This window comes from Algoriphagus sp. (assembly GCF_046296635.1).
Classification (GTDB): Bacteria; Bacteroidota; Bacteroidia; order Cytophagales; family Cyclobacteriaceae; genus Algoriphagus.
The window spans coordinates 13,081-39,872 of the sequence record NZ_JBKBKZ010000033.1 but is presented as its reverse complement, the minus strand read 5'-3'; the positions used below and the strand labels follow the sequence as shown (position 1 = coordinate 39,872).

Sequence of the window (26,792 nt, the reverse complement as noted above, 5' to 3'; positions counted from 1 at the left end):
AAAATGATTTTGATCGGAGGAATCACCGGACATCCGGCATCCGACACCGGACATTTTTTTACTCTGAATTCTTTCGTTATTTCTAAATTTTCTCTTTTTAAAACATTAAGAAATTGAGAGCATTAAGATTGCTTTACCTTAAACCGCTAAAAACTTCAATCCTTAATTCCCTTAATGCCTTAATGGTTAAATGTTGATCGGAGCAATCATCTGACTTCGGTTATCTGACACCGGACAATATTGACTTCTTTCGCCTTTTCCATATCTTATCGTTTCAAAACCACCGATTGAAAATGAAACGATTTGTATCCCTCCTGCTGCTACTCAGCAGCTTCTCTGTCTATTCCCAAACCTTCGATTCCTCCCTCCCACTCAAGTACCGAAACATCGGTCCCTTTCGTGGCGGTCGATCTGTTGCGGCCACAGGCGTGGTCAATGATCCGCTGACCTACTACTTTGGCACCACAGGAGGAGGAGTCTGGAAAACATCAGACGCGGGACAGCATTGGGAGAACATCTCCGATGGATTTTTCACTACGGGTTCGGTGGGTGCTGTGGCTGTTGCCGAAAGCAATCCCAACATCGTCTATGTCGGCATGGGGGAACATGCACCTCGTGGCGTAATGACCTCCTACGGCGATGGCATGTACAAATCCACCGATGCCGGCAAAACCTGGAAAAAACTCGGTTTGGAGAAAACCCAGCACATTTCCCGAATCCAAATTCACCCAAGCAATCCCGATGTTCTTTTCGTCGCAGCTCAGGGAGCACTTCACGCTCCCAATGAAGATCGAGGCGTTTACAAATCCATCGACGGAGGCGCAACATGGGAAAAAGTGCTTTTCGTAGACAACATGACCGGAGCTGTGGAGCTGTCCATGGATATGAACTATCCCGAGATCCTTTACGCAGCCATGTGGGAGCATCAGCGTTTCCCTTGGCAGGTTAAGTCAGGCGGTCCAGGTTCGGGACTCTACAAATCCACCAACTCAGGCAAAACCTGGAAGAAAATCCACAAAGGACTGCCTGAAGAGAAAGGAAAAATGGGCATTTCCGTCTCCCGAGCAAATTCCAACAAAGTTTATGCACTCATCGAAAGCGACACCGAAAAGGATCTTGGAGGACTTTTCGTTTCTAACGATGCGGGAGAAAGCTGGACGTTGATCAACAAAAGCAACCGACTCACGCAGCGCGCTTGGTACTATATCGAGGTCTTCGCTGATCCGATCAATGAGCACAAAGTCTATGTGCAAAGCGCGCCATTTTTGGTTTCCATCGATGGAGGAAAAACCTTCGAGGACATCGACGGCGCACACGGTGACTATCATGACCTTTGGATCAATCCCAAAAACGCCAACAATATGATCCTCGCTGATGACGGCGGAGGTTCGATCTCTTTCAACGGCGGAAAAACTTGGTCTACCCAAAACAATATGCCAACCGCCCAGATGTACCGGATAAATACTGACAACCAGTTTCCCTACCGAATCTATGGCGGTCAGCAAGACAATACTTCGGTCGTGATTTCAAGCATGGCTTTGGGTCGTGGCGGGATTACTCAGGAGCACTGGAACTACTCCGCTGGTGGGGAAAGTGCCTTCTTGGCTTTTGATCCCGATGATCCGAGATATGTCCTTGGAGGTAGCTATCAGGGTACGATTGAGGTGCTGGACATGGAGTCTAAGGGTTCGACTAATATCATGGCAGCGCCAATCCAATACCTCGGCATGGATGCCAAAGACATGAAGTACCGCTTCAATTGGAATGCGCCGATCATCTGGTCACAGCACGAACCAAACACCTTTTATCATGGTGCCCAAGTCCTGCTAAAAACTCAGGATTGGGGCCAAACCTGGACGGAAGTCTCTCCCGATCTGACCCGAAATGAAAAGGAAAAGCAAGGAAAAGGCGGCGTACCATACACGAATGAAGCCGTGGGCGCAGAGAACTACGGCACCTTGTCCTATGTGATCGAAAGTCCTCACGAAGCCGGACTCATATGGACTGGAAGCGACGATGGACTTGTCCAACTCACCCGAGACAATGGTAAAACCTGGACCAATGTCACACCAAAAAGTCTTGCTGAATGCTTGGTCAATGCGATTGAAGTGTCTCCACATGATCCGGCGACGGCTTACATCGCTACTACCCGCTACAAATTCAATGATTACACGCCGGGGCTATACAAAACCACGGACTACGGAAAGACATGGACGAATATCTCCAAAGGCATTCCTACTGGAGCATTCACCCGAGTGGTACGAGAAGATACGAAGGTGAAAAACTTGCTTTTCGCCGGAACTGAAACAGGAATGTACATTTCGAAGGACGGTGGCGCCAATTGGAATTCGTTTCAGCTCAACCTTCCTCTGACACCGATTACTGATCTGAAAGTAGCCCATGATGATCTGATCGTCGCGACATCAGGTCGCTCCTACTGGATTCTCGACGAACTTAATGCTGTGCGTGAGCTCCAGCCAAAAGTCGATCAAATCAAACTTTACACCCCAGAAGTGGCACTTTTAGGTAATTGGTATTCAAGCATGAACGGTGGGAATCTGGATAAATTCACAGGAATGCATCCCTTCCAAGGACATAATCCTGCCAATGGTATGGTGATCCACTACCACTTGCCGGAGAGCTTTGCAGACAGCACCGAACTGACTTTGGAAGTCTTGGATGCTGGAGGCAAACTCGTGCGAAAGATTAGTTCCAAAAAGGATACAGACTTTACCCCTTGGGAAGGTGGACCATCTCCGGAACCTACGATTTCCACCCGCAAGGGTGTTAATCGATTTGCGTGGAACCTACGCTATCCAACTGTCCCAGGTGTGAATGGCGCCTACATCGAGTCAAGCTATTCCGGGCACAAAGCAATTCCGGGCACTTACACACTTCGCCTCAGCGGAGGAGGAATCACAGCAGAAGCCAAAGGCGAAATCAAGGATATTCCTGCTTACAACCTGACTCCTGCTGATTACCAAGCCTACCATAGCTGGATGTCCAGGCTCGAAAGCGAAGTCACTACCATGCACACGATGGTCAACACAGCCAAAACCTACCAAGACCAACTCGAAGAACTGGTCAAAAAGCTGGGTGACAAAAAAGAATACAAAGACCTTAAAACAGCTGCAGAAAGCCTGATCAAAGAAATCCAGGCTTGGGATGAGGATATGGTGCAGCGCAAATCAACCGCCTACGACGACGTGGAAAACTTCCCCAACAAGTTCACCGCCAACTTTATGTTTATGATGAACCATGGAGAAAGCAGCATTCCCAAGATCAACGAAGGCACCAAAGCCCGCTACACTGAACTGCTGGAACAATGGAAACCCTTGGAAACAGAAGGCAAAAGACTGATCGAAACCGCCGTACCGGCATTTAATAAGTTGGCAAGTGAGAAGGGCGTTGGGGTGTTGTTTGTGAAGTAAATTTGAAAATACAAATTTACAAATTTGCTCAAGTCTAGAAATTCTGTTTTGATAAGGTTTAGACTTGAGCAAAATTTTTAATAAATTTAATAAATGAAATGTTGTCCGATTGAACAACTTTTTTTAATTATGTAGCGTATGAGTGAGGTAAAACTTAGAACAATTACGATTTACAAAAATCACTTTTCTGACTTTTACAAAGAGCAAAAGGAAAAAGTAAAGGAAAAGATATTATGGACTTTACGGATTATAGAAACTCTGAAACAAATCCCGACCGAATATTTCAAGCATTTGGAAGGAACGGAAGGACTTTATGAGATCCGAGTCCAGCAAGGGAGTGAAATCTTTCGCATTTTCTGCTTTTTTGATGTAGGCAAACTTGTGGTTTTAGCAAATGGCTTTCAAAAAAAGACTCAAAAAACACCTAAAACAGAAATTGAAAAAGCACTAAAAATCAAAAAGGAATATGAGCAAGGCAACTAACCTAAAAACACTGGATCAATTTATAGATGAAGAATACGGTCCAAAAGGGACAGCTAAACGAGATAAATTTGAAAAAGGCTATGAATCCTTTAAAATTGGCTTTTTAATCCAACAGGCAAGACTGCAAAAGGGAATGACACAGGAAGAGCTTGCGGAAAAGTGTGGCACTAATAAAGGATACATATCTAAGATCGAGAATAATCTTAAAGAAGTCCGAATTTCAACTCTGCAAAAAATCGTGGAATTGGGATTAGGAGGACAACTTGAGCTTTCAATAAAACTTTAATTTACAGTATTGTAAACTTCCCCAACAAGTTCACCGCCAACTTTATATTTAGGATGAACCATGGCGAAAGCAGCATTCCAAAGATCAACGAAGGCACCAAAGCCCGCTATTCTGAACTTTTAGACCAGTGGAAGCCACTGGAAACAGAAGGTAAATTACTTATCGAAAACGCCGTACCGACATTTAATAAATTGGCAAGTGAAAAGGGTGTTGGGGTGTTGTTTGTGAAGTGATGAAAGAGTTGGCCAGTTGTAATTTGGTAAGGTTATTTGGGTGTAGTTGCTCCCGATAGCTATCGCGGACTACACCCACCGTCCAATTGAACTTCGGGACAAAAAGAAGGCAACTACTCCTAGAGGAGAATAGGTATCGTTGAGGAATAAGTTAGAAATTATTGTGTAGAAATGATTTGTTTTTTGATTGTATCCCAAATGTGATTTCTACAAAAACTCAATCGTCTCCACTTCTATCGCAAAACCTTGATTTTCTACGATAAACGAAGCAACGTTAAATAGCTCCTCCATACGGGTAGGAGAAAAACTGCTGAGCGGGATGTCAAAGGTTTGCCACTCATTGGTCAAGGTCAGCGGTATCTTGGTTTCGCTCCCATCTAAGGGGTTGGATTTATCTTTCAGGCTTATCGCTATTTTCTCCCCTCCTTTCACTCCTCTAAGCTTGAGCCGAAGGGTCTTAAACTTCGAAAAATCTTTCACACGATTTGGGTCTACTAACCCATTTCCCAAATACCAGTAGGCTACCGCCCAAGGCTGCTCGCGAAACTGCACCGTCGTGTGGGTTCCCATGAATTGAAGATTTACTCCCTTGTTATTAAATGCACTAGCCACGGCATAATCATAATAACGGCTAGTGTAGCCACCTCTTAGTACTAGAGGATAGGGCAAATCGCCATATTCATCAAACACCTGTGCGAGTTGTTCTTTGATTTCCTCGGTATAGTCTTTTTCTTTAGAGAGAATCATTTCATGCAATGCACGACCCTTGATCAGGAGGTTTTCGTATTTTTCAAGGAGTTCATAGGGCCAATAAAATATTGCAAATAAGGTAGGGTGCTCAATAATCTCATCCACCATAGCGGGTAGCCTCCCTCCTAACTCCCTGTTCCATTCTCGAGTACCAGGCGAAAAAAAAGCAAAGGTTCCAGCAAGATCTGCACTGATGAAATCATCATATGAGCTTTGAAGACTGGCGTTATAATTATTCTCCAGGGTGGTTAACTCTTCCAGTAAGTTATAGTAATCGAAAAGCAATTTTTCTAAATCAGTGCCCTGAAGCTGACCTAAGTAACCTGAGCTCTTCAACGATTCAAATCCGCTGAGATTAGGAGTCAAGTAAATTTTTTTCCAAGCAGCATTGATGGTCTGGGACATGAAATCTAGGTTTTCCAAGCTATAGCGTTGGTCTGCCGAAATGGTCTGCCCATACACTTCCGAAAGGGTTTGATAGTAGTCGGGAGCCATCCGTCTAGGGACGGTCGAGATTTTGGGAAAAAGCTCCAAGCGGGTTTCATTGATCTTCTCTGCTTTTTTCAGATCGCTTTCCAGGTTTTGGGCAATACTGTTGAGATAGCCATCCAAAGCTTCCCGATCCTTCCGCGATTGATTGGCATTGTTGATTTGGATAGCGATAAGGATACCGATTACCACGAGAATAATCTCTCCAAAAGCATATTTCAGATACTTGCCTACCGGCGATGCAGGCTTACCGGTCTTAATTTTATTCATCAATTCGTATCGAAATTTTCGAAATAGGCTAATCATGTCTTTCCTTCTTTAGCAGCATATTAATGGTTTAAGCTACTCAACATCAGTTAATTTCTAGTAGGATTGAGGGGTTTTCAGGATAAAAAATTGCTTTTCACAGATTTATCAAAGCAGAATGACTTCCCCGTCTGAGTGTAGTCTGGCACTTGCCTGAGCGTAGTCCCATCTAAGTGTAGTTTGAACGCTGGGCTAGGCGTAGTTTGCAACTACGCCTTTATATCAAAATGAATTTGTAATTCGATACATCCATTCCAAATGACTAGTTGACTAACTAAATTGGGAATTCGGCTCCGAAGGAGCTTAACTATTCATGACCGCGGGTGCAGCCCGTGGTAAAAGAATTAAGCACAGGACTATAGCCCCGAAGGGGTGAAACATATTACTTACTTTCATAGAATCACCCCTTCGGGGCTCTCAAGACTTACCATCAACTTTACCTCCGGCTCCTTTCAGTCACCGGAGGTCATGAAAAGTCACAATCCTTCGGATTTTCTTTAAAGTCAAAGTACCATCAAACCTCTTGTGCATTGATGCCTCAGCTCCGAAGGAGCCCAACCATTCATGACCGCGTGTGAAGCCCGTGGTAAAAGCATTAAGCATAGGACATTAGGCCTGAAGGGGTGAAATTCTTTTCCTTTCTATCCCAACTTTTTGTAAATTCAATTCAATAAGAAATCAATTTTCATGAGTTCGTACCGGCAGTTATTCTACCATCTCGTTTTTCATACTAAAGGAGCCGAAAAAACGATTAATGATCTTCATTGTAAAGAAGTATACAACTATATCTGGGGAATTGTAAAGAACAAAAATTCAAAACTTTTTCAAATAAACGGAGTTGAAGACCACATTCATATGCTGGTTGATATTCACCCTACTTTCTCTGTTTCTGATTTTGTCCGAGATGTAAAATCCTTCTCCAGCGGCTGGATAAAGCAGTCTGGCCATTTCCCTATATTTAAAGGCTGGGCGGAAGGATATGGAATATTCGCTGTTTCATACAAAGAAAAAGATATGATAATCGGCTACATCAAAAAGCAAAAGGAACATCATAGGAATATGACCTTTGAAGAAGAATATAGAAAACTTTTGTCAGAACAGGGGATTATAATAGATGAGAAGTTTTTTCTGAAATAATATCACCCATTCAGGGCTCTCATTTTCTCTTACAATCTTTGCCTCCGGCTCCTTTCAGTCACCGGAAGTAATGAAAGGTCACAATCCTTCGGATCTAATCCGCAATTCCAAGGACTTAACTAAGAGTATGTGATCTCTAGCCGTAGTTCCCGCCTGTGTGCCCCTCTGAGCGTAGTTTGGCGTCGGACAATGAGTTTGCACACCTAGGCGTAATCTAATCTCTTCACGACCAATTACAAAATAGGCACTGGCCTGAGCGTAGATTGCCCACCCTGCAAGCTGGCCTCTCGCTAAAAGCTTTACTAAAGCTTTTTTTAACGCTCGATCCTGCTCGACTATCAAAACGAATTTATAATTCGCAGCCCCACTTTTGATTTCTTTGAACCCTTCCAGTTTTTCTTAAGTTCGTACCAAAGTGTACCATTGCTTAAATGCAAAACCAGCTAAAAATGAAATCAGAGCTATCATTTTACGAAAGAGCTAAGTTAGGTATGGAACAGCTATCCAAGCAGCCGCCAGTTACCTTAGCGATGGCCCGCCAGCAAGTCCAAAATCTTAAAACTCAAAGCAGATCCGTAAATCAGAAAGGAATGGACTGAAAAGAGATAAAATTCCGTATTTTCACCTATAATTCTTTTGAAATGGCTTCTCAATCCCTCCTCACAAAACTTGAATCCCTTCCCCCTGCACTTAAAGAGGAAGCCAAGAATTTTATTGAATTTTTAGTAGAAAAGTCCAAAAAAACGAAGCCTAAATCTAAGGTCAAAAAACCATCTTTTGGAAGCTTAAAAGGAAAAATACATCTATCAGAAGATTTTGATGCCCCTTTGGATGAGTTCAAAGTTTATATGTGATGAACTATTTGATTAATATGGCAGTACCTAACAAGACAAAGTTGTAATTAACTTAAATATGATCAGCCATGAAAATGAAAACCACACTTTTGAAACTCATCTTCGCATGCATTTTTGCTTTGACCATTGGCTGTCAATCCAAAACAGTAGAGCAACTGGCAGAAAAAGATGCCAACACGTTTTTCAACAACCTTGATAATTCCGAGAAATTATCAAATCACCCGATGGTCTTACCTGTGAATATGCCTAAAGAAATGGTCGAACAAAGCAAGGCTAAGTCCATAGAGAGACTTCAAGGTTATTTCGTCGAGTTGTGTAATGGACCCAAAGACTTCAAACTGCTCAAGACCTACAGAAAAATTGGAGACAACAATCAGAAAATTCTTTTCTTGGAATACGAGTTTTGCACTTCAGGAATGGTGATTATGGGTTATGAGGTAGAAGATAATGACGTTACCCTTTTCAGTGTTTGGCCGAAGAGGAAAGACGATAAACCTGAGGTGATATTTTCTGACGAGCAAGATTGGTAAACCTACTTGAGTGATATCTACCCGCTAGCCGTAGTCAAATTTCTTCCTGATAAGCTAACGCTTTGGGGCGGAACCTAGTGGAGATTTCCGACCCTGCAAGCTGGCCCTTTCGCTATCAAGATCACTGAAGCATTTTTTAGCCTCAATCCTGCTCTTCTATAATAACGAATTTTTAACTCAAAAACCCAATCTAAAAGGGCTAGCTTACCTAATTCGGTTATTAATTAATACATTCCCGCCGACAACTGCGACGACAATCCCAACTATAGTCACTATAACCAGAATTCCTGAACTCAATTCTGGTTTTTCAAGCCAAATGGATACTGGATATCCAATAATAGTTACTACCCCCATTAAACTAAAAAGTAGAAAGCCATAGAACTGTAATCCATTTTTCTCGGCATTTTCTCTCTCCCTTTGTGATAAACTACTATAACCTGCTAATACATTAGGAAAAACTCTAACGGTTAGACCTATGATCAAAAATAATGTTCCTTTTATTAATGTCTCCAAATCCTATTCTTTTTAAATGATTAATTTCAAAATTTAGTTAACAAGAGGATAAATTCAAATGAATTAGAATAAAGAATTTCAATTGACTTCTAGGCGTTGGCTTCTCTTTTATCAATAAGTTACAAATCTGTGCTGACCTACTAGGCGTGGCCTACTTCTGTTTTTTTTAGCTTAAGTCGCTTCGGAAATTATATTAAATTGAATCTCATTGATGTTAAGCTATCTAAAATTCTTATCCCATGAGATTAGTTTCACTCTTACTCCTCTTTCTTCCGGCGCTTTCATTCGCTCAAAACGGACCCTATCCCATCAACGAGCAGGGATACCTGCTACTCGAGGCCGAGAATTTACCATATAGCTCCTTTTGGATGTTTATTCCTATTGAGGAGGGAATAAACTGCACTGGAACTGGCTACCTAAAGTATGTTGGTCCTGTGTCAGGAAGTGGCCATGGACAGGAGGTTGATACTGAAGGTAAGCTGCAAGGAAATCCTGAAAACTGGCTCGTAATTCCTGTGGAAGTAAAAGCAGCAGGCAGATATCGGATCAACCTGCGTAACCACCATTTGCAAAAAGACGGAGACAATGATATTTGGGTACATATCAAAGGTTGGCCATTGCCAGTCCGTCGTGTGGGAGACCATGCTGTGGATTCTTTTCAATGGCTTACTTGGGGGCCTGATTACACTTACTGGGACATTGAGAAGCCTGGTTTGTATGAATTTTATATTGCTGGCAGATCTCAGGGATTTGGAGTAGACAGAATTGCAATCTATAACGAGAAAGAACCAGTTACCATGCTTCATCGTTCTGCAAAGACAGATAACTAATTTACCTAAGGTTGTTGGCAATAATTTAATCCAAGCAGATAAGTTCTCGCATTTTTCGCCAAAATCTTTTCCAAAAAAAGTAAGGATTGATTCCGAGACTGATGAAGACAGCCTAAATTAGTATCATTCACTACAATTTTTAGATATGATAACGAACAAGAGATATAATGGGATTTGGCTACCCTTGATTTTTTTCCTCTTTGGGTGCGAGGAAGAGCCTATTCCGGTTATTCCCGATCCTACAGCACAGCCTCCAATTACCAGATTACCTGATGGCGTTTATTTCACTTTGAAAGTTTCAGACGTTTTGCTTTGTCCCGAAGAAGAAATTAGCATTTCAGTGGACGCGGGAGACAACAAACCAATCGATCTAAAGGAATTGAATTTTTACTTCTCTCCCGATATTGGTAGCCTTGATTTGACTTCAGGGAAGTATAAAGCTCCATTTCAGAACTTAAAACGCTGTGGAAAAAATCCTTCGGGTCCGGCACCTCGGATGTAACCCGACCCATAAAGGTGGAAAATGAATTGGAAATCTGGACCATTATTCGTGAAATTGCCTTTAATTCTATTTCTCTGAAAAAGTACGACTTATCAGGAAATCAAATCGAAGACAAAAAACTTCAGTTTCAGGACCGTCTGTTTTTCAGTGATTTCCACGACATTGTTCAACTGCCAAATGGTACTATCTGGCTCGTGGCCAGCAGTAGATTATACCCTAGTTCCAAACCATTCTTAAATGATGAATCTCTTTATAATTTTTTTCATTTGATTCAATTTTCCCCTGAAGGGAATATTCTGAAGGAAACAACTGTTGAAAGCCTCAATTTCAATCCTCCAAGCTTCCCCGGAGGATGGAGAATAAAATACCAATCCTTGTTTTTAGGAAACGAAGGACTTATCCTGGCTGGACAATGGTATTACAATTTTCTAGTCAAAACCAATTCACAATACAACTTTAGTCCTTGCTAAAAATTTCACTTTCTCTTGGCATTAGGTCTTTACAATTATTTGAACAATTGAAAAAATGAAATGTAATAAACTCGAATTTATATTTCAATTTCCTAGTTTCCTCAATTTAGGTTTCCGTGTTTTTCTTGACAAGTTGTCAAGTTCACTGTATCTTAATGCATTAATTTGATTAACATGACATTAACTATGCACATCGGGGAATTTAAGGCGCGCTTTTCCGAAGTCGTTGAACTCATCAAAAACGGAACTACCATCAAAGTCATCAAAGGAAAGTCAGGTGAACTTGTAGGCTATTTTGGTAAGGACTTTACGTCCAAAAAGCCATTGAAACGAAAGTTGGGTTTTTTTAACAAGCTTGGAGTAATCGTCAAAAAAGAGGATCTCCAATGGTCTAATGAAGAACTTGAAGAAATGGGCCTATGAAATATTTGCTGGACACTCATGTCATTCTTTGGATGGCCTATGATGATACTAGGATCAGCAAAACAATCAGGGAAATTTTACTCCATGGAGAAAGTCAAATTTACATCAGTGCCATCAGTTTCTGGGAAATTAGCCTAAAATACCAATCCCAAAAATTGGATTTGAAGGGTCACAACCCTGAAACTTTGAAAGCAGGTTTTGATCAACATTTCGAATTTCAAGAATTAAATTTGACACTTGAGGACGCAAGTAGTTTTTACAAGTTGGAACCCACATTTCACAAGGATCCATTTGACAGAATACTTATCTGGCAAGCCTTACAACACAATTTGACTTTCATCACTGATGATGAAAATATTAAACGCTATCAAGAAAGTGGCTTAAGTGTGGTATGGTAACTAAAAATCAGATCCACTACCCTAATTCATCAAAATCTTCATGCCAGCACTAATAAACAGCAAAAAGGAATTTGAACTTTTGGAGTTCAAGCATGGAGTACCAAAAGTAATCTGGTGCTATTGGGCGGGAGGTCCGATGAATGAGTCAAGGTCTAAAAGCTTCGAGGTATTGCTGACCAACATCGGGGTGACGGTTTGTTTGGTCAATCGAGAAAATGCCATTGATTTTGTACAAAAGAAAAATCCTTTACATCCGGCATTTGAGTATTTGAGTGCTGTTCATCAGTCTGACTATTTGAGGGCTTACTTGCTCCATCATTACGGAGGAGGATGGCACGATATCAAGGCTACATTGATGAATTATGAAAAAGTTTGGGATCACTTTTCAGACCCGAATTTCTATTTGGTAGGCAAACCTGAAGTCAAAGGCGGGCCGGCCAAAGTTTTTGATCAAGATGGAAGGTGGATGCCGGATTTTTGGCAGGAGCTAGTGTCCGCAATAGCATGGGTTGGCAGACCTAATACTCCACTAAGTCGGGATCTCCTTAATACTATGGGAGCCCATTTGGATGTTCATTTTGAAATGTTGAAAAAAAATCCGGGAATTCATCCACGGGAAAAAAAACTTGAGGCTAGTAATCCATTAATTAAAATTTTCAAAACTATTGAGTTTCGCATCAAAGGCAAAAACCCAAACTATCCCTTACAATGGACTTTTTTTGGAAACTGTTTTCACCCCCTCAATTATCACTATAAAAATCATATTTCAAATTTGCTTCCGGTTGACGAGGAGAAGAATGCAGGCATTTACCACAGATGATTCTATTTCTTTCCTTCCCGAAAACATGGTAAACACCATAAGATTTTATCCTAATAAAAAATCGGGGTTTCAATAATTTGAATTCAAGTACATTTGCTTTTATGGAGGGTAACCCAATCGTAAGCATTGTAATTCCAATTTTTAACCTGTCCCAATTCCTTGGTGAAACAGTTGAATCTGTGATTAACAGTACTTTCAAGCAAGTAGAAATAATTATTGTCGATGATGGAAGTAAAGACGGTTCTGCGGAAGTTGCGCTGAAACTAAAGGAAAAATACCCTGAAAAAGTATCAGTAATAATCCAAGAGAATTCTGGACCTGCCAAAGCAAGAAATGAAGGGATCAAAATAGCACGGGGAAAATATATCCTCCCTTTGGATGGAGATGACCTGATCTCTCCAACCTATATCGAAAATGCTATAAAGGTTTTGGAGGAAAACCCGGAAGTAAAGGTGGTTTACTCGGAAGCAGAGAAATTTGGAGACAAGACGGGAAAGTGGAAACTCAAACCGTTCTCTTTAAGGTCATTATCCATGGATAACATGATTTTTGTGTCAGCTTTCTATAGGAAAAAGGACTGGGAAAAAGTGGGAGGTTACGATGAAAGAATGACTTGGGGATGGGAGGATTGGGAATTTTGGATCAATATGCTCAAGTCCGGAGGCGAGGTAGTAAAGCTACCCGAGACAGGATTTTTCTATCGAATCCGCAAAAATTCAAGAAGAAAATCAACCAATAAAGAATCCAAACAAAAAACAATCGCCCTTATCAATTCTAAGCATTTGGATTTCTTGACTACGCAGATCAACGGGCCACTGCATTACCAAAGATCCTTGTCTCCTTTGATCAACTTATTCAAGGATTTTTTCGGTAAAAAATAGAGGTTTGCAATAAATCAGACCAATTCACATTTGTTAACTATTTTACCTGACCAGTTAAACTTTTATTCCAACAACTACGCAATTAGCCCTTTCTTTACTCATCTTGGGGATTCAAACTGAGTTATGGTAAATTAAAATTCATCTCAAGAATTGGATTTACGCTCCACAATAAATAGTCCAAAGAAATTAAACTTGTTCAGAGTTGACTAAGAGGACAAACCTAATTTAAATTATATTACTGCTATTGGTGGCTGTATTATTGACTAGATAAACTTTAATGATCGCATCAATAAGCAAATTTGAAATCCAAAATGGATTGGAAAAAGAAGTAAAGGAAGCCTTTAAAAAGCGGCCTGGATTAGTTGAACAAGCAAAAGGATTTGTGCGGCTTGATGTTTTAAGTCCACTGAGTAACCCCGCAGAAATTCACCTGATAACTTATTGGGAAAGTGACGAAGATTTTGAATACTGGCATCGTAATCATTTAAAGGAATCACATATTAATATTCCAAAAGGACTGAAACTAGTTTCCAAAAGTTGGGAACTAACCAAATTCGAGCACATCAGCAGTTGAATATGAATACTGTTAACATTCAACTTCTTGCTGAAAAATCTAGCGAACTGGCCAATTATATAACCAGTTTACATTTTGAACATGATCCCGATTTGATAAAGCGGTACGGAGAATTGGGAAAACACCGATGTCATGAGGATGCTACCTTTCATCTCAATTTTTTGATTGAAGCAATGACTTTAAATCACCCGGATATGTATTCCAATTACATTGTTTGGGCAGCAGCCATGCTAAAATCAAGAAATATTCCAGAGTCTGACCTTTACCAAAACCTGAATTTTGTCCAGCTCGCCATTCATGAAATCCTTGGTACCGAATTTTCCTTTGAGACGAAGAAATTTGTGGATGCCGCAAAGGAAAAATTAAAGAGTAATTCTGGAGACGACCTATCCTTTATCACAAATGACAATCCGCTGGAAAAAGAAGTCACTGCCTATTTAGGGTATTTGTTGCAGGGAAAAAGAGGTGAGGCAACACATTTAGTTAATAGCCTTATTAAACAAAATACACCCATCATAGATATTTACCAGCACATTTTTCAAATATCACAATATGAGGTAGGTAGATTATGGCAGTGTAATAAAATAACAGTTGCCCATGAGCACTATTGTACAGCGGCGACTCAACAGATCATGTCAGGTTTATACCAAACTATTTTTTCAACCGCTCGCGTAGGAAAAACATTAGTGGCCTGTTCTATTGCCGGTGATTTACATGAAATGGGGATTCGAATGGTAACCGATATCTTTGAAATGGGTGGATGGGATACCTATTATCTTGGCGCAAGTATGCCTGACCCCCAATTATTGGAATCTTTGATCGAATACAAGGCAGATGTCCTTGCGCTTTCAGTGACTCTTCCCACACATGTGAGCAAAGCAGCTTACTTAATAAAGAAAATACGGAGCATTAGTGAATTATCCAATCTAAAAGTAATGGTGGGAGGTTATCCATTTATTACTAACCACGGTCTATGGAATAAAATAGGTGCTAATGCCTACGCACAAAATGCCAATCAAGCAGTCCTCACAGCAAATGAATTAGTAAATCAATAACATGGGAATGACAATAAATGATCAAAAACTAATCCTATCCTGTAATAAACAAGGCGCTTTGCAAAAAATATATTTGGATACTGGATCCCTGTTAGAAAATATTAAGCTCCCCATTGGATTGCATGGTATTGTATCGCCAATCTCTATTAGTGCCTTGGGTAATTTTTGGCTGGCAATTCAGGAAAAATCCATGGTGGAAAATACAGCACTTACAATTAACTATAATGATAAAAAAATCAACTATATATTTTCAGGCTATTTGTTAGAGGATTCAGTTGTGATTTGTGGCAATACTGAATTGACCTCTACATCAAAAGCACTTGAGGAAATTATGTTGATAAATAATGAGCAGGCAAACCAAATAAGGCTTATTGAAAAAAAGACGGGTACCATATTACAAGAAATAGAGAAGCAAAAAATGAATGAAAGCTTTTTGAATGACTTCTCTTCACTCAACAATGAGTTGATAAATAATAAGCGTGAGTTAATTCGTAAAAACCAGAAAATTGAGTTTTTGAATAATGAACTGAAGGCCTCCAATGAGAATATGAGCATGTTTACTTACTCTGTTTCACATGATCTGAAAGAGCCGGTAAGAATGGTTAAATCCTTTTTGACTTTACTTCAAAAAAAGCTTGGAGACAGTCTCGATCCCAAAGGACAATCCTACATGGATTTTGCACTGGAAGGCGCAGACCGATTAAATGCGATGATGTCTGATTTACTTGAATATCATCAATCATCGAATTTGGAGACCTCCGAAACGGTGGATTTGAATAGGGTTTTCATGGATGTTCAACAGATTTTACAATCAGAGATTACAGCTAAAAAAGTCAAAATCAACTCTGGAAAACTTCCTGTCGTTCAGGGCTCATTTACGGGCTTTCGGCAGGTATTTCAAAACCTGATTTCCAATGCAATTAAATTTGTTCAAGAGGGAAAAACCCCGATCATTTCTATTTATTCAGAGGAAAAGGATTCTGATTTTATCATAACGGTCAAAGACAATGGGATTGGAATTGACGAAAACCACATGGAAGATGTCTTTAATTTGTTTAAACGGCTAAATCCTCAGGAGCAATACGAGGGTACAGGCATGGGATTGGCGATGGTCAAGAAAAGTATAGAAAAAATGGGAGGAGTCGTTTGGCTTGAATCAGAGAAAGACAAAGGAAGTTCGTTTCATATCTCTGTAAAAAAGCCTTGAGATCCACTTGGATGTTTATTTCGAACAGGAATGAAGCTTCCCCTTGACATGAAGCCATTCAACCTCCCTCCTTCCAAAATCAGTTAGGTTAAAGCTTTAGGTATCTCCTCAAGCTGACCACTTTTTCAACAATTAACACAGAATTTACAGGCCTAATTGAAGCAATAGGATCACTAACCTGCTATAAAACAGAATATTGATACCGATTTTGAAATTTTTTTCTTAGCTTGATTTCTACTGATCCTCAGCTTCCATGAAATTAACAAAGGCTATTTCAGCACTAGCAGGCTTTTTTCTCCCTTTACTTATTGGACGGTCCCTTGAAATTCCGGACGGGATAGTCCTGGTTTGGATATGCCTTTTTGCCTTTGGATTTATTGGGAAGCTTCTATTACAGGTTTTTGATAATCCCCAATTGAGCAATAATTCAAACACGAAGATTCATGAGAATCATGTGGAAATTTTGAATTTCGCTAGCTCCATTACTTCATTTCTAGGGTTAGGAGTACTAATTGGTGAACTCACCTTCTTTCAAACAATTGGAGTCTTACCTGTTTCTTTAATCATTTTCGGAATATCAATTTACTTGGGTACACATTACTTAAACGTGAAGAATTGGTTTTTTAATCAATAAAAAAACCATAGGGTATAGTGGGGCGAGGGAGCTAACGCAAACTTTACAAAAACATACTTATGGAAAATAAAATTGAACTTAAAGCAACCGGTGAAACCATCACATTTATCACTACATCAAAGGACTCTAAGGGGGAATTTGTAGAGGTAATTACAATCCTGCCAGCCGATGGTGAGGGACCACCTTTACACCGGCATGTTCTCCAGACTGAGTTATTTGAAGCAATTGAAGGACGGCTTGGTCTTGACTGTGGGGATAAAAAAATCATACTTGAACCAGGGCAATCTTTCACGGTGCCAGCAAACACGCCTCACCGTTGCTACTCTGTTGACGGGGACGTAATAAAATTCAAAGGAGTCTTTACTCCACCACTCAGCATTGAATATTTTCTTACGGAGATGTTTGAGGCCTGTAATCGCACAGGTACCAAGGACCCTACCACATTTGACGGTTGTTACATTTTGAGACAAGTCAAAGATGAATACCTGTTAGAAGACCCCGCTATTTTCGTTCAACAAACCCTATTTCCTTTTATAGCTATTATTGGCAAAACATTCGGACAAATAAAAGCTAAATCTAAGTCTGCATTTATTGTGTAGACGGATTTTCACTTTAACGGTATAAAAAGAGGCAATAACAATAGAAAAATGTATTCTCAAACTTACTTTGTCAAACTGAGCATAACCATTTATCCCTACCAAATAAGGACGCTTAATCTATCACAGCATTGATTTTTTGCCAGAGCTCTTGATCAAAACCCGAATAAGCAAAACTTGGATTTGAAGGATCGGAGGCTCTTCCCATTCGGATGATCACCAGTTTTTTGCTCGGTACGACATAGATTCGTTGGTCTTCTGCTCCCATAGCGGCATACATATCTGCGGGGGCATTCGGTATCAAAGACCCAGGAAAGACAGTTTGGCTACCCGGAAGCATAAACTTGGATTTCCCATTGAGCCACCAGAAGTAACCGTAAGCGGGATTTAGGTCTTGCGAGCTCCTGATACTTTCTTTGAAAAATTCCTCACTGACTATTTGAGCATCAACCCACTTCCCCTCATTGAGTGCGAGAAGTCCAAATCTTGCCATACTTCGAGCAGTGCTATGGTATATGTTAAAAACAAGCCCAAAATTCCAGGTTCCATCCATCCCGATTTTATCCCTTAGTTTGGAGTCGAAATACGTATCGAATTTACGCCCACTTGCCGCTGATATCACATCCATCAACCTTTGGAAGACATTGTGATAAGACCATCGAGTGCCCGCATCAGCTAGGTAGGTTAAGTTGGGTCTGATCACAAACTGGTTCTCATCGTTGATTCCTGAAGTCATGCTCAGGAGATGTTTGGAGGTAATCAGATTTTCTTTTTCTATCGGCATATTTGTCCAGCCTGTACCAAAATATCGGGAAACCTGAGTGTTGATATCCAGCAAACCTTCCTGTTGAGCGATCCCCGTGGTAGCCGCCACCAACGTCTTACCAGCGCTGTTCCACTGCCAAGTGTCGGTTGCTTTGTGTCCGCCAAAGTATTCTTCCATGACAATCTCCCCCTTAACCAATATCAGGAAAGCCTTGGTGTTTTTTTCTTCCAAAAAATCAATCAATGCAGGCACCTGACTTTCATTCCAACTCAAACTGGAAACTGAGGAAGTTTCCCATTCCGAACCTGTCAATGGAGGGAAATACATCGCCTGATCTGGATCGGCATCATCTGAGTTGCAACCTACCATTGCTAGCAGAAGAAAAGCCAAAAGGTGTGGGAAAAACTTCATCGATTTAATTTTTACCGTTTTGACTTATAGCGATACAAAAAGGTTTAAAAGCAAAATAAGGATTGCTTCCAAAAATTCATCAAGGCTGACTTAAGGTCTACCCTGCATGCCGGCAGGGGTTTTACCGCCCCTAACTTGTGGAAAATCTGACTACAGGCCCAAAAGGGTATCTACATAATTATCAATTTTTCAATTTTTAATCGGTTGCGAAATAACCAAAAACTACCCATTCGGGTGGCTCTTTTCATTCATGGCGAGGCCAAATTTGTCAAGATCAAGGTAAAGGTCACTGAGCTATTGTTTTAAGCTCTTTACCCTGATGCCAAAGTGAATACCACCTTAAAGTCGCCAACAGATTATGTTAAAATCTCCCTTTTCTTTTAGCTGGAACTATCCCAAAACGACAGTGATAGTGCTATTGTTGGTTTCGGTTTTTTTTGGATTGGGAATCAAGAAACTGGAAACAAGAAACAGCTTTGCAGGTGAGCTTCCATCCGATGACCCTGTACAGATACATATCGAGCGAATCAATCAGGATTTTGGAGAAAGAAGCGTGCTTTTGTTAGGGATTGAAGCAGAAAATGTATTCACTCCATCGATCGCTTCAAAAATAATTACCATTTCGGAGGCTCTAGCCAATGTGCCTTTTGTCATGAAGGATGAAATCTTGAGCCTTTCCACAATCCAAAACGTGAGCAACAGAGAATGGGGATTGGAAACCGGAGGCTTTTTTGATGAAATGCCAGCCGATGAGTTTTCTTGGGAGCAATTGAAGGAGGATGTTCAAAACAACGCACTCATTAACAATAGGCTTGTTTCAAAGGATGGTCAGCTTATCGTCATTGCAGCGAGCCTTGAGGATGGATTTGATGGCGGTCAAGTATATGAGGCTGTTGAAAAAATCATCTCCGAGTACCGAGATTCTTATACTATCCATGCAACGGGAGCACCTTTATTGGTAGAAGATGTCCAAAGAGGAATTAGTGGAGACTCCCGTAAGTTTATACCGATCGCCATTCTGATCATTTTTATCGGTTTTTATATCTGTTTCAGAAGGGTTCTTGGAGTCTTGCTGCCAGTGAGTATGGTAATCATGAGTATTATTTGGACGATGGGTGCCATGGGGTATTTGGGATTGCCCGTGACAGTGGTTTCCAATGCACTTCCAGTCATTATGGTAGCAGTGGCATCATCCTATGGTATCCATTTTATGAATACTTATTACCAATTAGCAGGGCAATTTACAGACAGTAAAGCGCTCGTTATAGCTACATTTCAACGTGTGGGTACACCAATATTTTTGACTGGACTTACTTCCGCTCTGGGTTCGGCGAGTTTACTCATCTTTAAGGTCACATCTCTGAAGGAGTTCGGGATAATTGGAGCAGTTGGCTTTCTTTTGGCCACTTTTATTTGTCTGACCCTTCTTCCCGCATTGTGCAGCTTGGTGAAGGTACCGAAGGACAAGCCCAATCCAGACAGCATTGTTGTCAAACTACTCACTAATTCCACAATCTTGGCGCAAAAACACCGGAAAAAGCTGACTTGGGGCTTTATCCTAATTCTGCCACTTTTCCTCTATTTCAGTACCAAGATAAATATCGGAGATGATTATTTGAAATTTTTCCCGAGCACACACAAAGGACGGATTGCTGCCGAAACATTCAATGATAAGTTAAGCGGAGTTAGGGTAATGGACCTGGTAATAAACACAGGAAACCCCGATGGCATCAAGGATCCGCATTTTTTTGGGGAAATGCTGGCTTTTAAGTCATGGTTGGAAGATGAAGACAGGATAGGCTACACACATTCTTATGTGGATGTGGTCCAACACCTCAGGGATAAGCTGGACACTGGAAATATTGCTGAAATCTCACAATCTGACATCGCCCAATACCTGATGCTTCATGAGATGTCTGCTACACCCAATGAAGTCTTTGCCTTGAGGACGGAGGATTTTGCCCAAGCCAAAATCCAGGTGTTTTTGAAATCCTCCGATCCGGAAGTGCATAAGCAACTCTATGAGAAGATTTTGCTTCATAAAGACAAATCCTTTTCTCAGGATCAGGTTGAACTGCTTTTTGGTGGAGATGTGATGCAGCGCATTTCATTGGGCAGCTATATTGTCAAAGGCAAAATCCAGAATATCATCCTGGCAATCTTTATCGTGTTTGGAGTGTGTTTGATGATTTTCAGATCTTTTCCAAAAGCCTTTCTGACAATCCTGCCAATCGGAATATCCCTTATCATGGTTTTCGGGATCATGGGATTCATTGGAATTAGGCTAGGCATCAGTACTTCCTTGCTGACAGCAATGATCGTTGGTATTGGGATCGATTTTTCAATCCATTATTTACATAGCTTTTACACTCACCGACAACTAGGAACCGCGGATATGGCAATTATCCAAACCAGCCAAACCACGGGGAGGGCCATAGCTTTTGATGCAGTTTCCAATATTGTTGGATTTTCAGTGCTCTCATTTTCGGGATTTTTACCCGTGCAGCATTTCGGCTGGCTGTTAGCCTTTTCCATGGTACTGATTTTCCTGAACACCATGCTGATCTTTCCGGTGGTATTATCCAAAAAATCATTCATTGCCGAGAAACGCAGTCCAGTTGATGAAAGGGCCTCTAAGGTATTGAATTGAGTACATATTAAAAAAAAAACAAAATGGGTTAAAAACATATGATAGATATGAAACATATAATCTTCACTTTTCTTGGATTTTTCCTGCATTCCATGCTCATGGGACAATCTTCCGCCGATGCCCTTACTGTCATCGATAAATACCTCGAAGCTACTGCGATCGAAAACCTGACAGGTAAACTCACCTATACCAATATCAGCAGGACCGGAAGAACACAGACTAGGACGCTTCAACAATACATTCGAAGCAATGACCCAAAAGAAAACAAGTACAGCCTGGTTTTGGAATTTGTCTCGCCAGCGGATGTGGCAGGAACGGCAACTTTGACTGTTCAACAACCTGGCAAAGAAGATGAACAATGGCTATACCTGCCAGCCGTCAGAAGTAGCAAGCGCATTTCTCCAAGTAAAAAATCAGACCGGTTTATGGGTACGGAAATGACCTATGAGGACCTTTCCAATTACCTGTCTGAAAATATCAGAGAATTCCACTATAGGATGCTTGGAGAAGAAAGTCTAAACGGCCAAAAAGCTTTTAAGATTGAGGCTATACCCATAGATGGAACTTTGACCCAATATGGAAAAAGACATTTATGGATTGACCAGAAAACGTATCTGATGTTAAGAACTGAATTTTTTGACCAAAAAGGCAGTCTGCTGAAAACCTATACTGCACTTGACATCAGGCCTATTGGCAATACTTCCATATACAGGGCCCATAAAATTGAGCTTGAGAATGTGCAAACAGGAAACAAAACCGAAGTCATCTATGAAGCCTTTGCTATCAATAATGGGATAAATGCAACTATTTTCACCAAAACCTGGCTGGAAACCAGATAGTCATGAAAAAGTGGACTCAAACCATTTTGGGGATATTTTTTACATTGATACTCTTGGATGTCAATGCCCAGAAAGCAAATGATGATCCTTGGAAAACCAATTTTTCGGGTTCCATTTATTCTCTTGGAAGATACTTTTATCAAGGCAGAGGAGCCAGCAGCAGCAGCACCTGGCAGGCCGAAGCCAGGGGTATTTTGAGCCTTCAATCCTCCTATCAGGAAAAGATTCAAGGGCAGTTAACGGTGCTAGGCAACACTAATGCACATGTGCAAAGCCGTAACAGACTATGGGTCAATGAGGCATTTGTGAGCTGTAGAAAAGGAAAGATGTTTTTAACCGTAGGCAAACAAACAATTAAATGGGGGACACTTACCGGATACAGTGCTTTGGATTTGGCCAATCGATATGATTATTATGATATTCTTGACACCGATAATGAAAGGCTGGGACTTTGGGGGATCGACACCAGATTAAGTTTGGGAAAGACCGAATTACAATTGCATGCCTTCCAGCCTGATAACCGATCCAAATTACATCTACAAAACAACCGCTGGATTGATTTGCCAAGCAGCCTTCCCATCCCCAATTCTCCCGGTTCCGAATTGGATGTATTTTATACCGGAAATGAATATGTCTTCAATACCCATCTGCCAACTATTGGGATTTCAGTATCCTCCCAGATTGGGGCTATGGAGGTGAAGGGGAAATGGCTCTCCGCTAACAATGATATTCCTGTAAGTAGCATTAAGATGCAGGGTACTGTGGAAAATCCCAATGATTACATCGTCAAACTTGACTATCGTCCCATCCACATCGGAGCGGTTAATTTCTCTTCTTGGTTGGGTTCCTGGAATGTATGGTCAGAATTGGCACATGTAAACAGTGAGCGATTTGACAATTCGGGCAACTTGAGTAAGGACCCATACAGCTTCATATCTCTGGGAACGGATAGATTTTGGCAAATGGAGCATCCTGAGCGGCAACTGCGCATCATGGCTCAATACATCAAAGTTGTTTCATGGATTGATGAAAAATACAAGCCGACAGAATTGGACCATATCTTTCAAAGCTCCTTTCTATTGGATGCCATGGTTCAATTGACCTATACCTGGCGCATTGAGCTGCGCAGCGTGGCAGACATGGTGACAAATGGTTTTTATTTTGCTCCCACTATCCAATTCCGGCCCTCAGATAAAATAAGCTTAAAATCAGGAGCAGATTTCCTTACTGGAAGTTCCCGGAGCTTTTTCGGCAATTTTGGACACAACTCCCGGCTCCATTTTCATTTAACCTATTACCCTTTTTAAAAAAATGAATCAATCAGAAATAACTTGGAACAACAGGTTGGAAAGTTCAACTTGTTCAACTTTGAAAGAGCTGGAAAACGCAAAACTGATGACAAAGAAATTTTTTCCAAGCTATATTGGAAATGTCGGCAAAGCCATCAATGCAGTACATAAAGTCAATCCCCTCACTGCTTGTAAACTAACTATGGGTGTGCTTTCGCTGTCTTTAAGGGGAAAGATTAGAAATGAGGAACGCGCCTTCTACCAAAGTGGAATAGCTCAGCTTCACCATTGTGAAAAACACAAGTTCTACACGTTTACTTTTGGCGAGGGCCCTCCGATATTACTCCTTCATGGCTGGTGTAGCAGAGGAGCGCGATGGATGGATTATGTGCAGGAATTGGTATGTCAAGGATTTCAAGTTGTAGTAATGGATGCTCCGGGTCATGGCACTTCACCGGGATACACGCTTTCTGTGCCACATTACATCAAGTGTGTAGGACAGGTTCTCCAAACTCGTTCCAGATGGCATGCAATAGTATCCCATTCTATGGGAAGTTTGGTTGGAGTCATAGCCGCAAGCGAATCATCATCGGAACAGTTTGCAAAATCAAAATTTGTATTAATGAGTACTTTTTCGAATTGCGATGCACTGATGAGCAAATTCTCCCGGTGCTTAGGGATTTCTGAAAAAGTCCTAGAGGATACCAGAAATTGGATTCCTGACTATTCCGGCAGACCATTGAGTTATTTTTCGATAAATAACCATATTTCGAGATTTGATGAACCTGAGGTACTGCTGATAGCAGATAGGGAGGACATTGTCGTGCCCACTACAGAAGCCAATCTCATTCTGGAATCCATCCCAAAAGCCGCTTCATTATTCACCCATGGTTTGGGACATAATTTGCGCTGCGACAACGTCAGAAAAGTGGTGATCGATTTTTTACAAAGCTAAATATATTGCTTGATAGTGAAAAAAGGGCACTCATTCAAAAATACTGGAAGTAAAGGTATTGGAAATATTAAATGATTAATTGATGAAAAATCCAAACAACGATCAGGTAGGCTTACTACTGTATCAAAACACCTTAGAAGAAATAGATTCCTTGATAGCCGCAGATGCCTTTGTATCAGCGGAAGGTGCTGATAGGAAAAAAAAATCCAATCAGATGGATATAAAAGTTGGTGGGAAACTATATGTGAGCTATAAGAATCAAAAGGTATATGGTAAAGATAAGGCATTTGAAAAAATAAGCGACCATGGCAGCAAGGATCAGCAAAGACTCTTGGAATCCCCAGGAGTAAATCTTATTTGTACTAAAGTGTACTTAATTGATTTTTTAACTCTTATCAGAAATTTCATTTATTGCAAATTTCATAAATTTAATTCTGTTAATTAAAATATCATCAATCGGTTCTACAATAAAAATGAAAATTACAAAATATAATTATTGGATATTTTAGCAAAAAGTCATGAACAGCAGGGATATTTTATTCTTAGCGGCATTGAGCATGTTCACTTTTGGTGTCCAAATTTCTTCATTTGGGCAGGATTCAGAATTTGATTCGCTCAGATCAGCACTTGAAACTATTTCAGATCACAAAAGCAAATTCAAATCCATTACCGATTTAGCTTGGGCGTATTCCCGCTCTGATCCACCGAGGTCATTGAAATATTCGGAATGGGCCAGGGAATTGGCTGAACAAGAGAATGATGAGGATTTGTTGGCCCATGTGAATTATTATTTTGGCACTGCCCACAAGAACCTGGGAAATTACCAGAAAGCATTGAACCACTTTGCGACCTATCACGATTTCTTTTTGGAAAAAGAGGACATGCAAAAAATTTGCTTTGTTTATTACCAAACCGGTATCGTCAAAATGCAAATGGGAAATTACCTTGGTGCATTAGATGATTTTTTAAATAACCTGAAATTGGCAAGGGAACTGGGCCTGAAAGGAACAGAAGCCAATACCCTATCCGTGATTGCCACAGTTCACAGCAAAATGAAGAATTTCAATAAGGCCATCGCCTACAACGAGGAGGCTTTGGCCATTTTCATCGAGCTTGAGGACAAGAATGGACAGGGACAATGCATTGCCAATAATGCCAATTATTACTCGGTATTGAATAATCTGGATATGGCCGACAGCATGTATCGGGAAGGCCTAGCATTATTTGAGGAGACTGGTGATTCATACATGCTGGGCCATAGCTATTTCAATTTGGGTGAATTACAGATTCTAAAAGGAAATCTTGGTGAGGGGGAATCATTTATTCTTAAAAGTATCTCAATGCGGCAGGATTTGGGACATCAAAAAGACCTTGCTGAAAGTTACGTCGGCCTCGGTAACCTGTATGTCAGAAAAAATGAAGGACAAAAAGCACTTCTTCAATTTCAACTGGCAATGGGTCTTGCAGAGGCCGTTAGTTCTTTGGAATTAGAAAAAAAAATCACCGGTGGTCTGGCTAAAACTTATGAGCTTTTAACTGATTTTCAAAAAAGTGCCCAATATTATAAAGCCCTGAATACTTTATCGGATAGCATTTTAAATCAGGAGATTACCCAACAGATTTCTGAGCTCAATATTCGGTTTGAAACCGAATTAAAGGAAAATCAGATTCAACTTTTACAAAAAGACCAATTGATTACCAAAAGAAACCAAAGCCTTTTTGCGGCAGCGGCATTCCTATTTTTAATGGCCAGTCTTGGGATATTTATACTATATAAAAACAGAAAAAGAAGCATCAAAAAGCTGGAAGAAAAGAACGGCATCATCAGTAAAATGCTCGAAGAAAAAGAATTCCTCATCAAAGAGATCCACCATCGGGTCAAAAACAACCTTCAGATTATTTCCAGTCTGCTACAGCTTCAGTCCCGATATGTGGATGAACCATTGGCTCTTGCTGCGCTAACAGAAGGGGAGAGCAGGGTGAGGTCTATGTCCATCATTCACCACCATCTGTACACAGAAAGCAACCTCAGTCAGGTCAACGTGCCACAATACATCGACAACCTCTGCAGCAATCTCCTGGCTTCCTACAACTACAAAAACCTCGATATTTCAATTGAGAAGGATATCGATGACATCGCATTGGATGTTTCCGTGATGATACCTCTGGGATTGATTATCAATGAACTCATTACAAATGCTTTCAAGTATGCCTTTGAAGGAAAAGATGGTGGTAAAATAATAGTGAAAATCAAAGAATGGGAGGATAAGCTTCAAGTCTCAGTTAGGGATAACGGGATAGGTTTTGATCATAAATCCACAAAAGCGGGTTTTGGCAATCGCTTGATCCAAACCTTCCTAAAAAAACTTGAGGCCACTTCTGAAACCTTGCTCGGTGAAGGGACTGAAATACAGATAACATTAGATAAATATAAAAAGGAATTGATCAGCAGACGTACTGGATAGAAATATCCAAGTGTA

At 40.7% G+C, this 26,792-nt stretch carries 28 protein-coding genes; 25 read left to right on the top strand and 3 right to left on the bottom strand.

Annotated features, from left to right (window positions below; genetic code table 11):
• Window positions 1-293 precede the first annotated feature (293 nt).
• The 4 genes from ACK4HU_RS19340 to ACK4HU_RS19325 all read left to right on the top strand — a co-directional run bounded on the left by ACK4HU_RS19340 (window position 294) and on the right by ACK4HU_RS19325 (window position 4,433).
• Window positions 294-3,431, top strand: coding sequence for a VPS10 domain-containing protein (locus tag ACK4HU_RS19340; protein ID WP_409809372.1), 3,138 nt, complete (start codon window positions 294-296; stop codon window positions 3,429-3,431).
• A 138-nt stretch (window positions 3,432-3,569) separates the two neighbouring features.
• Window positions 3,570-3,914, top strand: a complete 345-nt coding sequence (locus tag ACK4HU_RS19335) for a type II toxin-antitoxin system RelE/ParE family toxin (RefSeq protein ID WP_409809371.1) — start codon at window positions 3,570-3,572, stop codon at window positions 3,912-3,914.
• Entirely contained in the window at window positions 3,898-4,200 is a 303-nt protein-coding gene (locus ACK4HU_RS19330; RefSeq protein WP_409809370.1) for a helix-turn-helix domain-containing protein, read from the top strand. Before ACK4HU_RS19335 ends, ACK4HU_RS19330 begins: the two co-directional genes overlap by 17 nt.
• A 53-nt stretch (window positions 4,201-4,253) precedes the next feature.
• Entirely contained in the window at window positions 4,254-4,433 is a 180-nt protein-coding gene (locus ACK4HU_RS19325; protein WP_409809369.1) for a hypothetical protein, read from the top strand.
• Window positions 4,434-4,640: 207 nt separating this feature from the next.
• On the opposite strand, the gene ACK4HU_RS19320 is transcribed toward ACK4HU_RS19325, so the two are convergent.
• Window positions 4,641-5,942 (bottom strand): DUF6090 family protein, encoded by a 1,302-nt coding sequence (locus tag ACK4HU_RS19320; RefSeq protein ID WP_409809368.1) that lies wholly within the window; start codon window positions 5,940-5,942, stop codon window positions 4,641-4,643.
• Between the two features lie 723 nt (window positions 5,943-6,665).
• On the opposite strand from ACK4HU_RS19320, the gene tnpA reads away from it, so the two are divergent.
• From tnpA to ACK4HU_RS19300, 4 genes are all read left to right on the top strand, one after another.
• Complete coding sequence (tnpA, locus tag ACK4HU_RS19315) at window positions 6,666-7,115, top strand: IS200/IS605 family transposase (RefSeq protein ID WP_409809367.1); 450 nt, start codon at window positions 6,666-6,668, stop codon at window positions 7,113-7,115.
• 449 nt (window positions 7,116-7,564) lie between these two features.
• Complete coding sequence (locus tag ACK4HU_RS19310; RefSeq protein WP_409809366.1) at window positions 7,565-7,714, top strand: hypothetical protein; 150 nt, start codon at window positions 7,565-7,567, stop codon at window positions 7,712-7,714.
• 42 nt (window positions 7,715-7,756) lie between these two features.
• The gene (locus ACK4HU_RS19305) at window positions 7,757-7,969 is read left to right on the top strand and encodes a DUF2281 domain-containing protein (protein ID WP_409809365.1); all 213 of its coding nucleotides are present in this window, start codon (window positions 7,757-7,759) and stop codon (window positions 7,967-7,969) included.
• Window positions 7,970-8,037: 68 nt separating this feature from the next.
• Window positions 8,038-8,499 carry a hypothetical protein gene (locus ACK4HU_RS19300; RefSeq protein ID WP_409809364.1) on the top strand — a complete coding sequence of 154 codons (462 nt, stop codon included), beginning with the start codon at window positions 8,038-8,040 and terminating at the stop codon, window positions 8,497-8,499.
• 204 nt (window positions 8,500-8,703) lie between these two features.
• On the opposite strand, the gene ACK4HU_RS19295 is transcribed toward ACK4HU_RS19300, so the two are convergent.
• A complete protein-coding gene (locus tag ACK4HU_RS19295) occupies window positions 8,704-9,012 on the bottom strand; it encodes a DUF3784 domain-containing protein (protein ID WP_409809363.1) in 309 nt (102 codons plus the stop codon).
• Between the two features lie 239 nt (window positions 9,013-9,251).
• On the opposite strand from ACK4HU_RS19295, the gene ACK4HU_RS19290 reads away from it, so the two are divergent.
• The 11 genes from ACK4HU_RS19290 to ACK4HU_RS19240 all read left to right on the top strand — a co-directional run bounded on the left by ACK4HU_RS19290 (window position 9,252) and on the right by ACK4HU_RS19240 (window position 17,405).
• Window positions 9,252-9,842 (top strand): hypothetical protein, encoded by a 591-nt coding sequence (locus ACK4HU_RS19290; protein ID WP_409809362.1) that lies wholly within the window; start codon window positions 9,252-9,254, stop codon window positions 9,840-9,842.
• A gap of 145 nt (window positions 9,843-9,987) precedes the next feature.
• Window positions 9,988-10,344: a hypothetical protein gene (locus ACK4HU_RS19285; RefSeq protein WP_409809361.1), complete on the top strand. Its 357-nt coding sequence runs from the start codon at window positions 9,988-9,990 to the stop codon at window positions 10,342-10,344.
• A 14-nt stretch (window positions 10,345-10,358) separates the two neighbouring features.
• Complete coding sequence (locus ACK4HU_RS19280; protein WP_409809360.1) at window positions 10,359-10,814, top strand: hypothetical protein; 456 nt, start codon at window positions 10,359-10,361, stop codon at window positions 10,812-10,814.
• Between the two features lie 174 nt (window positions 10,815-10,988).
• The gene (locus ACK4HU_RS19275; RefSeq protein WP_409809359.1) at window positions 10,989-11,237 is read left to right on the top strand and encodes a hypothetical protein; all 249 of its coding nucleotides are present in this window, start codon (window positions 10,989-10,991) and stop codon (window positions 11,235-11,237) included.
• Window positions 11,234-11,635: a type II toxin-antitoxin system VapC family toxin gene (locus tag ACK4HU_RS19270; protein WP_409809358.1), complete on the top strand. Its 402-nt coding sequence runs from the start codon at window positions 11,234-11,236 to the stop codon at window positions 11,633-11,635. The genes ACK4HU_RS19275 and ACK4HU_RS19270 overlap by 4 nt, the downstream gene beginning before the upstream one ends.
• Window positions 11,636-11,675: 40 nt before the next feature.
• Entirely contained in the window at window positions 11,676-12,455 is a 780-nt protein-coding gene (locus ACK4HU_RS19265; RefSeq protein ID WP_409809357.1) for a capsular polysaccharide synthesis protein, read from the top strand.
• 77 nt (window positions 12,456-12,532) lie between these two features.
• Entirely contained in the window at window positions 12,533-13,336 is an 804-nt protein-coding gene (locus tag ACK4HU_RS19260; protein WP_409809356.1) for a glycosyltransferase family A protein, read from the top strand.
• 277 nt (window positions 13,337-13,613) lie between these two features.
• Window positions 13,614-13,910 carry an antibiotic biosynthesis monooxygenase family protein gene (locus ACK4HU_RS19255; RefSeq protein WP_409809355.1) on the top strand — a complete coding sequence of 99 codons (297 nt, stop codon included), beginning with the start codon at window positions 13,614-13,616 and terminating at the stop codon, window positions 13,908-13,910.
• A gap of 2 nt (window positions 13,911-13,912) precedes the next feature.
• The gene (locus tag ACK4HU_RS19250) at window positions 13,913-14,965 is read left to right on the top strand and encodes a B12-binding domain-containing protein (RefSeq protein WP_409809390.1); all 1,053 of its coding nucleotides are present in this window, start codon (window positions 13,913-13,915) and stop codon (window positions 14,963-14,965) included.
• A gap of 58 nt (window positions 14,966-15,023) precedes the next feature.
• Window positions 15,024-16,172: a sensor histidine kinase gene (locus ACK4HU_RS19245; RefSeq protein ID WP_409809354.1), complete on the top strand. Its 1,149-nt coding sequence runs from the start codon at window positions 15,024-15,026 to the stop codon at window positions 16,170-16,172.
• A 693-nt stretch (window positions 16,173-16,865) separates the two neighbouring features.
• Window positions 16,866-17,405: a cupin domain-containing protein gene (locus ACK4HU_RS19240; RefSeq protein WP_409809353.1), complete on the top strand. Its 540-nt coding sequence runs from the start codon at window positions 16,866-16,868 to the stop codon at window positions 17,403-17,405.
• A gap of 112 nt (window positions 17,406-17,517) precedes the next feature.
• Here ACK4HU_RS19240 and ACK4HU_RS19235 read toward each other — a convergent pair whose 3' ends face one another.
• On the bottom strand, window positions 17,518-18,579 hold the full coding sequence (locus tag ACK4HU_RS19235; RefSeq protein ID WP_409809352.1) for a serine hydrolase domain-containing protein: 1,062 nt from the start codon (window positions 18,577-18,579) through the stop codon (window positions 17,518-17,520).
• A 358-nt stretch (window positions 18,580-18,937) separates the two neighbouring features.
• On the opposite strand from ACK4HU_RS19235, the gene ACK4HU_RS19230 reads away from it, so the two are divergent.
• From ACK4HU_RS19230 to ACK4HU_RS19205, 6 genes are all read left to right on the top strand, one after another.
• The gene (locus tag ACK4HU_RS19230; RefSeq protein ID WP_409809351.1) at window positions 18,938-21,229 is read left to right on the top strand and encodes an efflux RND transporter permease subunit; all 2,292 of its coding nucleotides are present in this window, start codon (window positions 18,938-18,940) and stop codon (window positions 21,227-21,229) included.
• 47 nt (window positions 21,230-21,276) lie between these two features.
• A complete protein-coding gene (locus ACK4HU_RS19225) occupies window positions 21,277-22,068 on the top strand; it encodes an outer membrane lipoprotein-sorting protein (protein WP_409809350.1) in 792 nt (263 codons plus the stop codon).
• Window positions 22,069-22,070: 2 nt separating this feature from the next.
• Window positions 22,071-23,375 (top strand): hypothetical protein, encoded by a 1,305-nt coding sequence (locus ACK4HU_RS19220; RefSeq protein WP_409809349.1) that lies wholly within the window; start codon window positions 22,071-22,073, stop codon window positions 23,373-23,375.
• Window positions 23,376-23,463: 88 nt separating this feature from the next.
• Window positions 23,464-24,312: an alpha/beta hydrolase gene (locus ACK4HU_RS19215; protein WP_409809348.1), complete on the top strand. Its 849-nt coding sequence runs from the start codon at window positions 23,464-23,466 to the stop codon at window positions 24,310-24,312.
• A gap of 82 nt (window positions 24,313-24,394) precedes the next feature.
• The gene (locus ACK4HU_RS19210) at window positions 24,395-24,757 is read left to right on the top strand and encodes a hypothetical protein (RefSeq protein ID WP_409809347.1); all 363 of its coding nucleotides are present in this window, start codon (window positions 24,395-24,397) and stop codon (window positions 24,755-24,757) included.
• Between the two features lie 73 nt (window positions 24,758-24,830).
• Window positions 24,831-26,777: a histidine kinase dimerization/phosphoacceptor domain -containing protein gene (locus ACK4HU_RS19205; RefSeq protein WP_409809346.1), complete on the top strand. Its 1,947-nt coding sequence runs from the start codon at window positions 24,831-24,833 to the stop codon at window positions 26,775-26,777.
• Window positions 26,778-26,792: the final 15 nt, after the last annotated feature.

Excerpts from the sequence above, each read along its gene's own strand:
- ACK4HU_RS19215 (WP_409809348.1), top strand. The coding sequence starts at position 23,464 with ATGACAAAGAAATTTTTTCCAAGCTATATTGGAAATGTCGGCAAAGCC.
- ACK4HU_RS19250 (WP_409809390.1), top strand. The coding sequence starts at position 13,913 with ATGAATACTGTTAACATTCAACTTCTTGCTGAAAAATCTAGCGAACTG.
- ACK4HU_RS19235 (WP_409809352.1), bottom strand. The coding sequence starts at position 18,579 with ATGAAGTTTTTCCCACACCTTTTGGCTTTTCTTCTGCTAGCAATGGTA.
- ACK4HU_RS19225 (WP_409809350.1), top strand. The coding sequence starts at position 21,277 with ATGAAACATATAATCTTCACTTTTCTTGGATTTTTCCTGCATTCCATG.
- ACK4HU_RS19320 (WP_409809368.1), bottom strand. The coding sequence starts at position 5,942 with ATGAATAAAATTAAGACCGGTAAGCCTGCATCGCCGGTAGGCAAGTAT.
- ACK4HU_RS19330 (WP_409809370.1), top strand. The coding sequence starts at position 3,898 with ATGAGCAAGGCAACTAACCTAAAAACACTGGATCAATTTATAGATGAA.
- ACK4HU_RS19340 (WP_409809372.1), top strand. The coding sequence starts at position 294 with ATGAAACGATTTGTATCCCTCCTGCTGCTACTCAGCAGCTTCTCTGTC.
- ACK4HU_RS19205 (WP_409809346.1), top strand. The coding sequence starts at position 24,831 with ATGAACAGCAGGGATATTTTATTCTTAGCGGCATTGAGCATGTTCACT.
- ACK4HU_RS19230 (WP_409809351.1), top strand. The coding sequence starts at position 18,938 with ATGTTAAAATCTCCCTTTTCTTTTAGCTGGAACTATCCCAAAACGACA.
- ACK4HU_RS19240 (WP_409809353.1), top strand. The coding sequence starts at position 16,866 with ATGGAAAATAAAATTGAACTTAAAGCAACCGGTGAAACCATCACATTT.
- ACK4HU_RS19285 (WP_409809361.1), top strand. The coding sequence starts at position 9,988 with ATGATAACGAACAAGAGATATAATGGGATTTGGCTACCCTTGATTTTT.
- ACK4HU_RS19275 (WP_409809359.1), top strand. The coding sequence starts at position 10,989 with ATGACATTAACTATGCACATCGGGGAATTTAAGGCGCGCTTTTCCGAA.
- ACK4HU_RS19335 (WP_409809371.1), top strand. The coding sequence starts at position 3,570 with ATGAGTGAGGTAAAACTTAGAACAATTACGATTTACAAAAATCACTTT.
- ACK4HU_RS19310 (WP_409809366.1), top strand. The coding sequence starts at position 7,565 with ATGAAATCAGAGCTATCATTTTACGAAAGAGCTAAGTTAGGTATGGAA.
- ACK4HU_RS19270 (WP_409809358.1), top strand. The coding sequence starts at position 11,234 with ATGAAATATTTGCTGGACACTCATGTCATTCTTTGGATGGCCTATGAT.
- ACK4HU_RS19300 (WP_409809364.1), top strand. The coding sequence starts at position 8,038 with ATGAAAATGAAAACCACACTTTTGAAACTCATCTTCGCATGCATTTTT.
- ACK4HU_RS19265 (WP_409809357.1), top strand. The coding sequence starts at position 11,676 with ATGCCAGCACTAATAAACAGCAAAAAGGAATTTGAACTTTTGGAGTTC.
- ACK4HU_RS19210 (WP_409809347.1), top strand. The coding sequence starts at position 24,395 with ATGAAAAATCCAAACAACGATCAGGTAGGCTTACTACTGTATCAAAAC.
- ACK4HU_RS19220 (WP_409809349.1), top strand. The coding sequence starts at position 22,071 with ATGAAAAAGTGGACTCAAACCATTTTGGGGATATTTTTTACATTGATA.
- tnpA (WP_409809367.1), top strand. The coding sequence starts at position 6,666 with ATGAGTTCGTACCGGCAGTTATTCTACCATCTCGTTTTTCATACTAAA.
- ACK4HU_RS19305 (WP_409809365.1), top strand. The coding sequence starts at position 7,757 with ATGGCTTCTCAATCCCTCCTCACAAAACTTGAATCCCTTCCCCCTGCA.
- ACK4HU_RS19255 (WP_409809355.1), top strand. The coding sequence starts at position 13,614 with ATGATCGCATCAATAAGCAAATTTGAAATCCAAAATGGATTGGAAAAA.
- ACK4HU_RS19290 (WP_409809362.1), top strand. The coding sequence starts at position 9,252 with ATGAGATTAGTTTCACTCTTACTCCTCTTTCTTCCGGCGCTTTCATTC.
- ACK4HU_RS19325 (WP_409809369.1), top strand. The coding sequence starts at position 4,254 with ATGAACCATGGCGAAAGCAGCATTCCAAAGATCAACGAAGGCACCAAA.